Annotated in this window: 9 protein-coding genes; 6 read left to right on the top strand and 3 right to left on the bottom strand. The window is 66.0% G+C overall.

Going from position 1 to position 7,071, the window contains the following annotated elements; genetic code table 11:
* Positions 1 to 18: 18 nt before the first annotated feature.
* From fliP to AC3WJI_RS11055, 3 genes are read right to left on the bottom strand one after another with little or no spacing between them, the layout of a single operon-like run.
* The gene (fliP, locus tag AC3WJI_RS11065) at positions 19 to 768 is read right to left on the bottom strand and encodes a flagellar type III secretion system pore protein FliP (protein ID WP_492757323.1); all 750 of its coding nucleotides are present in this window, start codon (positions 766 to 768) and stop codon (positions 19 to 21) included.
* Entirely contained in the window at positions 761 to 1,381 is a 621-nt protein-coding gene (locus AC3WJI_RS11060) for a FliO/MopB family protein (RefSeq protein ID WP_492757322.1), read from the bottom strand. The genes fliP and AC3WJI_RS11060 overlap by 8 nt, the downstream gene beginning before the upstream one ends.
* Positions 1,381 to 1,617 (bottom strand): FliM/FliN family flagellar motor switch protein, encoded by a 237-nt coding sequence (locus AC3WJI_RS11055; RefSeq protein ID WP_492757321.1) that lies wholly within the window; start codon positions 1,615 to 1,617, stop codon positions 1,381 to 1,383. Before AC3WJI_RS11055 ends, AC3WJI_RS11060 begins: the two co-directional genes overlap by 1 nt.
* Before the next feature lie 172 nt (positions 1,618 to 1,789).
* On the opposite strand from AC3WJI_RS11055, the gene flgC reads away from it, so the two are divergent.
* From flgC to katG, 6 genes are all read left to right on the top strand, one after another.
* Positions 1,790 to 2,197, top strand: coding sequence for a flagellar basal body rod protein FlgC (gene flgC / locus AC3WJI_RS11050; protein WP_492757320.1), 408 nt, complete (start codon positions 1,790 to 1,792; stop codon positions 2,195 to 2,197).
* A gap of 11 nt (positions 2,198 to 2,208) precedes the next feature.
* On the top strand, positions 2,209 to 2,523 hold the full coding sequence (fliE, locus tag AC3WJI_RS11045) for a flagellar hook-basal body complex protein FliE (protein ID WP_492757319.1): 315 nt from the start codon (positions 2,209 to 2,211) through the stop codon (positions 2,521 to 2,523).
* A 3-nt stretch (positions 2,524 to 2,526) separates the two neighbouring features.
* Entirely contained in the window at positions 2,527 to 2,790 is a 264-nt protein-coding gene (locus AC3WJI_RS11040) for a flagellar biosynthetic protein FliQ (RefSeq protein ID WP_492757318.1), read from the top strand.
* Positions 2,787 to 3,548, top strand: coding sequence for a flagellar biosynthetic protein FliR (fliR, locus tag AC3WJI_RS11035; protein ID WP_492757317.1), 762 nt, complete (start codon positions 2,787 to 2,789; stop codon positions 3,546 to 3,548). Before AC3WJI_RS11040 ends, fliR begins: the two co-directional genes overlap by 4 nt.
* Positions 3,548 to 4,618, top strand: coding sequence for a flagellar biosynthesis protein FlhB (gene flhB / locus AC3WJI_RS11030; RefSeq protein WP_492757316.1), 1,071 nt, complete (start codon positions 3,548 to 3,550; stop codon positions 4,616 to 4,618). The genes fliR and flhB overlap by 1 nt, the downstream gene beginning before the upstream one ends.
* 115 nt (positions 4,619 to 4,733) lie before the next feature.
* Positions 4,734 to 6,944 carry a catalase/peroxidase HPI gene (gene katG, locus AC3WJI_RS11025; RefSeq protein WP_492757315.1) on the top strand — a complete coding sequence of 737 codons (2,211 nt, stop codon included), beginning with the start codon at positions 4,734 to 4,736 and terminating at the stop codon, positions 6,942 to 6,944.
* Positions 6,945 to 7,071 lie beyond the last annotated feature (127 nt).

The raw sequence follows: 7,071 nt of genomic DNA, 5'->3' as shown, positions 1-7,071 counted from the left end.
CCCCAATCCCCAGCCCCGCTACGTCGCGAAGCTCTTGACCAGCGAGCCTGCCACCAGCGCCCAGCCGTCGACCAGCACGAAGAAGATGATCTTCATCGGCAGGGATATCGTCGGTGGCGGCAGCATCATCATGCCCATCGCCATCAGCACCGCGGCCACCGCGAGGTCGATCACCAGGAACGGCAGCAGCAGCAGAAAGCCGATCTCGAACGCGCGGCGCAGCTCGGAGATCATGAATGCCGGCGCCAGCGTGGTCAGCGGCGTCTCGGCACGGCTCGGGATCTGCTTCTCGGCGAGATCGGCGAACAGCTTGAGGTCGCTGTCGCGCACCTGGCTCAGCATGAACACGCGAAACGGTTCGGCGGTCTTCTGAAATGCGACCTGCTCGGTGATCTTGCCCTTGGTATAGGGATCTACCCCCTCGTTCCACGACTTCTCGAAGGTCGGCGCCATCACGAAGAACGACAGGAACAAGGCGAGGCTGATGATCACCGGATTGGGCGGCACGCCGGGCGCGCCGATGCCGGTGCGCAGCAGCGACAGCGCCACCACGATGCGCGTGAAGCTCGTGACCGTCATCAGCAGCCCGGGGGCGAGGCTGAGCACGGTCAGCATCAGCACCATCTGGATGGCCTTGCCCGAAAGCTGGCCGTCGGCGCCCGCGGCACCGCCCAGATTGATCGTGGTGCCGCCGGCCGCCGCCTGCGCGTGCGCCGCCACCGGCAGCAGCACGAGCGCGGCGCCGGCCGCGATCAGGAATTTACGCATTGAGCGCCTCGCGCACCGCGGCGCGGTTCCAGCGCTTGGTATCGCGCGGACGGCGGGTGCGCTTGCGCGGCGCGGCCTTGGAAATCTCGATGACGTTCGCGGCCGGCGCCGCGTCGGCGACCTCGGCTTCGGCTTCGGCTTCCATCTCGGCGACGGCCTCGTCGGCTTCGGCTTCGGCTTCGGCTTCCGCCTCGACGCACTCGTCGTCATTGGCGCCACGCACCGCGGCGATCTTGGCACGAGACAGGTCGACCAGCTTGCCGAAATTGCTCGTGAAGCTGGCGAGGTCGGCCTGCAGATTGGCAACGGGCGCGGCCTCGGCCGGCGCCACGGGTGCCGCCGGCGCAGGGGCGACGATGCCGGTCTCGAGCGTGACATGGCCCTCGGGCCCGATCAGGATCAGATGTTCGCAGCCGTCGCGGCGGATCAAGGCAACCGAGCGCTTGGCGTCGACCGCGAGCCGTTCGACCAGCTCGACGCGCTTGCGCCCCGCGCCCGAGACGCGGCCGGGAAGCTGGATGTCGTAGCGCTTCACCGCCCACAAGGCGAAAGCGAGCATGCCCAGCACCAGGCCCAGCGCGCCCAGGGTGCGCATCATCGACAGGATGTCCATCAGTTGCGCGACTTCTTCACGAGTTCGGAGATTTCGAGCGACATGTTCTCGCCGTCGACCAGGATGCGGCCGCGCGCGACGAGCTCGCCATTGACATAGACCAGGCTCGGATCGTCCTGCCCGCAATCGAGCGGGATCATCGCCCCGCGGCTCATCTTGAGCATCTGCCGGATCGGAACCTCGGCCGAGCCGAGGACGATCGACATGTCGATCATGATTTCGTCGAGTACGGACATGCAATGCGCCTTCGCTATTCTGCTTGTCTTATAGGAAGCGTTTCGCGGGCCCCGGCGCTCAACCCGGCAAAAATTGCCTAGGTACGTTTTTTCCCTATCCCGAACCCACCCCCGGCAAGAATTGCCTATTATGAGGGAAACGGCCGCTCTGGCCGCTGTGGAGCTCGACCAAATGGACTTGAAGGCATCGCTCGGCGTCTCGGCTTCGGGGCTTCGCGCCCAGTCGCTCCGGATGCGCGTGATCGCGGAGAACCTGGCCAACCAGGATTCCGTCGCGCAGACGCCGGGTGGCGATCCCTATCGCCGCCGCGTCGCCAGCTTCAAGGCCGAGGTCGATCGCGCCACCGGCGCCACCGGCGTCAAGGTCCAGTCGATCGAAGGCGACAAGTCGGACTTCACCCGCGTCTACCAGCCCGGCCACCCGGCCGCGGACAAGGACGGCTATGTGCTCAAGCCCAACGTCAACGGCCTCGTCGAGAGCGCCGACATGAAGGCCGCGCAGCGCAGCTATGAGGCCAATCTCAATGCCATCGAGGCCGCCAAGAGCCTGACGATGCGCACCATCGACCTTCTCAAGTAAGAGGAAAATCCATGTCCATTGGAGCACTTGATGCGACTTCTGCCTATGGCAAGGTCGCAGGGATCGGCAGCGCCCTCGGCAAGCCGTCGGTCGGCAAGACCGACGAGGCCGGCGGCTTCGGCTCGATGGTCGAGAATCTCGTCACCGGCACCGCGGGCCAGCTGCGCGCCGCCGAGCATGCTTCGGCGATGCAGGTCGCCGGCAAGGGCGATCTGATCGACGTCGTCACTGCGATCGGCGCCGCCGAGACTGCGCTCGACACGATGGTCGCCGTGCGCGACCGCGTCGTCAGCGCCTATACCGACATCATGCGGATGCAGATCTGACGCATGACGCCGAGTGAGGTCATCCAGCTCGTCGAGGCGGCTTTGCTGCTCGTGCTCACCGTGGTGGGCCCGCTGCTGCTGACGTCGCTGATCGTCGGCACGGTCATCGGCCTGCTCCAGGCGCTGACCCAGATCCAGGAGACCACGCTCACCTTCGTGCCGAAGCTGCTCGCGATGGGCGTGGTGTTCCTGCTGATGCTGCCGACCATGGGCCAGGCGCTCTCCGGCTTCATGGCCAAGATCAGCGACCTGATCATCACCGGATGATCGCGCTTCCGCCCGATCTCGAGCTGCAGGTCGCGGCCTTCTTCATCGTGTTCGCCCGGGTGGGCGCGGTGCTGATGCTGCTGCCGGTGTTCGGCGAGGATTCGATCCCCGGCCGCATCCGGCTGATGATCGCCTTCGCTTTGTCCGCGGCGCTCTACGGCGCGCTCGGCGAGCCGGCGCGCGTCGCGCTCCAGCACGGCGCCGTCCTCCCCGCGGTGCTCATCACCGAATTGATGACCGGGCTGGCGATGGGCATGATCGTCAAGATCCTGTTCTTCGCGATTTCGATGGCCGGATCGATGGTCAGCCTTCAGGTCGGCCTGTCCTCCGCGGTGATCTTCGATCCCGTCCAGGCGAGCTCGGCACCGATGCTCTCCAAGTTCGTCGGCATCGCCGCCGCGCTCGTGTGCATGGGCATGCAGGTCCACCACCTCTGGCTCGGCGCGATCATCCACAGCTATGACAGCTTCCCGATCGGCGGATTGCCGCCCATGCAGGACTTCGCCCAGCTCGCCATCGCCGCGATCGGCCGGTCGATGACGCTCGGCATCAGCCTCGCCGCGCCGCTGATCGTCTACGGCATCGTCTTCAACGTCGCGCTCGGCCTGTCCGCCCGCGTCGCCCCCGCGATCCAGGTCTTCTTCATCGCCCAGCCGCTCAACCTGCTGCTCGGGCTCAGCCTGTTCGCCGCCACCGCCGGCACCATGCTCACCGTCTTCGCCACCCAGATGGGCGACGCGATGCAGGGAGGCTGGTGATGTCGGGCGGCTCGGACCAGGAAGACAAGACAGAATCGCCAACCGACAAGAAGCTCGAGGACGCCCGCGAACGCGGCGAAGTGCCGATGGCGCCCGAGATGAAGCACGCGGCGATGTTCGTCGCGGCCTTGGTCGTGATGGGAGGCCTCGGCACCTACACGATGCAGCGGATGGGATCGCTGTTCGTGCGGCTATGGGGCAGCGCCGACGATTTCCGTCTCACGCCCGAGGGCGGGCAGGACTTCGCCACCGGGCTGTTCAGCACGATCTTCACCACGCTCACCCCGATCCTCGCAGCCTTGTTCGGCTTCGCGCTGCTCGGCGGTTTCCTGCAGGGACGGCCGATGCTGTCGGCCAGCCGGATCAAGCCCAAATGGTCCAAGCTCAACCCGGTCTCCGGGTTCATGCGGACGTTCAGCAAGCAATCGCTGATCGAGTTCGTCAAGACGCTCGCCAAATTGTGCCTCGTCGTCGGCATCGGCGCCTATGTCGCCTGGCCGCACACCGCCGCGCTCGACCAATTGGTCGGCGCCGACCTGTTCTCGATGGGCGCCGCGGCGAACGACATCGTCTGGGCGATGCTCGTGCCGATCGCGATGCTCGTCGGCGCGCTCGCTCTGTTCGACTTCGCCTATCAGCGCTTTGCCTTTCTCAAAAAAATGCGGATGACCAAGCAGGAGATCAAGGACGAGTATAAGCAGTCCGAAGGCGATCCCAAGATCAAGGGCAAGATCCGCCAGCTCCAGATGCAGCGCGCCAAGGGCCGCATGATGGCGAACGTCCCCAAGGCGAGCGTGGTGATCACCAACCCGACCCACTATGCGATCGCGCTGCAATACGATCACGGTGCGATGAATGCGCCGGTGGTGGTCGCCAAGGGCGTCGACAATGTCGCGCTCAAGATCCGCGAGATCGCCGGCGAGCACAATATCCCGATGGTCGAGAACCGCCCCCTCGCCCGCGCGCTCTACGCCTCGGCCGAACTCGACCACCCGATCCCGGTCGAGCATTATGCCGCGGTCGCCGAAGTGATCAGCTACGTCCTCAAGATCGCCAAGAACAAGCGCTGACGCTGCAACGCGTCATTTATTTTGGCGTTCGTACTGTGCGGTTTTAATCGTTTCCGCCTTCCGTCGCCCGAACCTACCCTGCCTGCGACTTACCCCCGCAGGAAGGATTCGAGCCATGGACGCACCGACCACAGGCAGCCCGCTCAGCGACCCCAGCAAGGAGCCCGCCGCGCTCCGCCGCCTGCTTGGCCGCACCAATCGAGACTGGTGGCCCGAGCAGCTCAGCCTGGAGATCTTGACGCAGAACGGCGTCTCGCCCGACCCGCACGACCCCGATTTCGACTATCGCGCGGCGTTCTCCCAGATCGACTATCAGGCGCTCAAGGCCGACCTCACTGCGCTGATGACCGACAGCCAGCCCTGGTGGCCGGCCGATTACGGGCATTACGGTCCGTTCTTCATCCGCATGGCGTGGCACTCGGCGGGCACCTATCGCACCGGCGATGGCCGCGGCGGCTCGTCCTCGGGGTCGCAGCGCTTCGCCCCGCTGAACTCATGGCCGGACAACGGCAACCTCGATAAGGCGCGCCGGCTGCTCTGGCCGATCAAGAAGAAATACGGCGCCGCAATCAGTTGGGCCGACCTGTTCATCCTGACCGGCAATGTCGCGATCGAATCGATGGGCGGGCCGACCTTCGGCTTCTCCGGCGGCCGCGAGGACATTTTCGAGCCCGAACGCGACATCTACTGGGGCACCGAGGAGAATTGGGTCGGCCATGCCGACAACAAGACCCGCATCGACGAGGAAGCCGGCATGGCGCTCGAAGAGCCGCTCGCCGCGATCCAGATGGGCCTGATCTACGTCAATCCCGAGGGTCCCGGCGGCAATCCCGACACCAAGGGATCGGCGCGTGACCTGCGCAAGACCTTCTCCAACATGGCGATGAACGACGAGGAGACCGCCGCGCTCACCGCCGGCGGCCACACCTTCGGCAAGGCGCATGGCGCGGGCGACGCCTCCAAGGTCGGGCGCGAGCCAGAGGGCGCCGACATCGCCCAGATGGGCCTCGGCTGGGCCTCGACCCACGAGACCGGGATGGGCGATCACACGATCACCTCGGGGATCGAGGGCGCATGGACCCCGACGCCGACCAAGTGGGACATGACCTATTTCGACATGCTGCTCGACCACGACTATGAGCTCGAAAAGAGTCCGGCGGGCGTGCAGCAATGGCACCCGGTGGGCAATCCCGAAGAGACTCTCGCCCCGGCCGCGCACACGCCGGGCAAGAAGGTCCCGACGATGATGACCACCGCCGACAAGGCGTTCAAGGACGATGCCGACTATCGCAAGATTCTCGAGAAGTTCCGCGCCGACCCCGCGTACTTCGCCGATGCCTTCGCCCGCGCCTGGTTCAAGCTGACCCACCGCGACATGGGGCCCAAGACTCGCTATCTCGGGCCGGAGGCGCCGACCGAGGACCTGATCTGGCAGGATCCGATCCCCGCCGGCACTCCGCTCAGCGATGGCGATGCCGCGACGCTCAAGGACAAGATCGCCGGCTCCGGCCTCACCGTCCAGCAGCTCGTCAAGACCGCCTGGGCGTCGGCCTCGACCTTCCGCAATTCGGACAAGCGCGGCGGAGCCAATGGCGCGCGCATCCGCCTCGCCCCGCAAAAGGACTGGGAAGCCAACGAGCCGGCCGAGCTCGCCAAGGTCCTCGCGGTCTATGAGGACATCAAGGCAAGCTTCGGGGGCAATGTCAGCATCGCCGACCTGATCGTGCTCGGCGGCAATCTCGGCGTCGAGCAGGCGGCCAAGGCGGCGGGGCATGACGTCAGCGTGCCCTTCACTTCGGGGCGCGGCGATGCGACCCAGGAATGGACCGATGTCGACAGCTTTGGCCCGCTCGAACCGCGCGCCGACGGCTTCCGCAACTATCTCGGGGTCAAGTTCAACGTGCCCACCGAGGAGCTGCTCGTCGACCGCGCCCAATTGCTCAATCTCTCGGCGCCTGAAATGACCGTGCTCGTGGGCGGGCTGCGCGTGCTCGGCGCCAGCCACGCGAAGGCGGGCAAGCACGGCCAGTTCACCGATCGGCTCGGCCAGCTGACCAACGACTTCTTCGTCAACCTGCTCGACATGGGCACCGCGTGGAAGCAGGTGTCCGAGGATAGCGACGAGGAATTCGTCGGCAGCGACCGCGGCTCGGACACCGAGAAATGGACCGCGTCGCGCACCGATCTTGTGTTCGGCTCGAACTCCCAGCTCCGCGCGATTGCGGAGGTCTATGCCTGCGACGATGCCAGCGGCAAGTTCGTCCGCGATTTCGTCGCGGCCTGGACCAAGGTGATGAACGCCGACCGCTACGATCTGGCGCGGTAAGCCCTACCCCCTCCCTGCTTGCAGGGAGGGGATATTACCCTTGTTCCCCGGCGAAGGCCGGGGCCCAGCTTCGGTGAAGGCGATAGGGAGTAGCGCCGTCTAAAGCGCTTGCGACTGGGCCCCCGCC

This window comes from Sphingomonas sp. FW306-1B-B10E (assembly GCF_058782005.1).
The sequence above is the reverse complement of the archived record's forward strand: the minus strand, read 5'-3'. Positions and strand labels throughout refer to the sequence as shown.

Bases quoted from the DNA above. Each gene is read 5' to 3' on its own strand.
- AC3WJI_RS11040 (WP_492757318.1), top strand. From the start codon at position 2,527: ATGACGCCGAGTGAGGTCATCCAGCTCGTCGAGGCGGCTTTGCTGCTC.
- fliE (WP_492757319.1), top strand. From the start codon at position 2,209: ATGTCCATTGGAGCACTTGATGCGACTTCTGCCTATGGCAAGGTCGCA.
- flhB (WP_492757316.1), top strand. From the start codon at position 3,548: ATGTCGGGCGGCTCGGACCAGGAAGACAAGACAGAATCGCCAACCGAC.
- fliR (WP_492757317.1), top strand. From the start codon at position 2,787: ATGATCGCGCTTCCGCCCGATCTCGAGCTGCAGGTCGCGGCCTTCTTC.
- fliP (WP_492757323.1), bottom strand. From the start codon at position 768: ATGCGTAAATTCCTGATCGCGGCCGGCGCCGCGCTCGTGCTGCTGCCG.
- AC3WJI_RS11055 (WP_492757321.1), bottom strand. From the start codon at position 1,617: ATGTCCGTACTCGACGAAATCATGATCGACATGTCGATCGTCCTCGGC.
- AC3WJI_RS11060 (WP_492757322.1), bottom strand. From the start codon at position 1,381: ATGGACATCCTGTCGATGATGCGCACCCTGGGCGCGCTGGGCCTGGTG.
- flgC (WP_492757320.1), top strand. From the start codon at position 1,790: ATGGACTTGAAGGCATCGCTCGGCGTCTCGGCTTCGGGGCTTCGCGCC.
- katG (WP_492757315.1), top strand. From the start codon at position 4,734: ATGGACGCACCGACCACAGGCAGCCCGCTCAGCGACCCCAGCAAGGAG.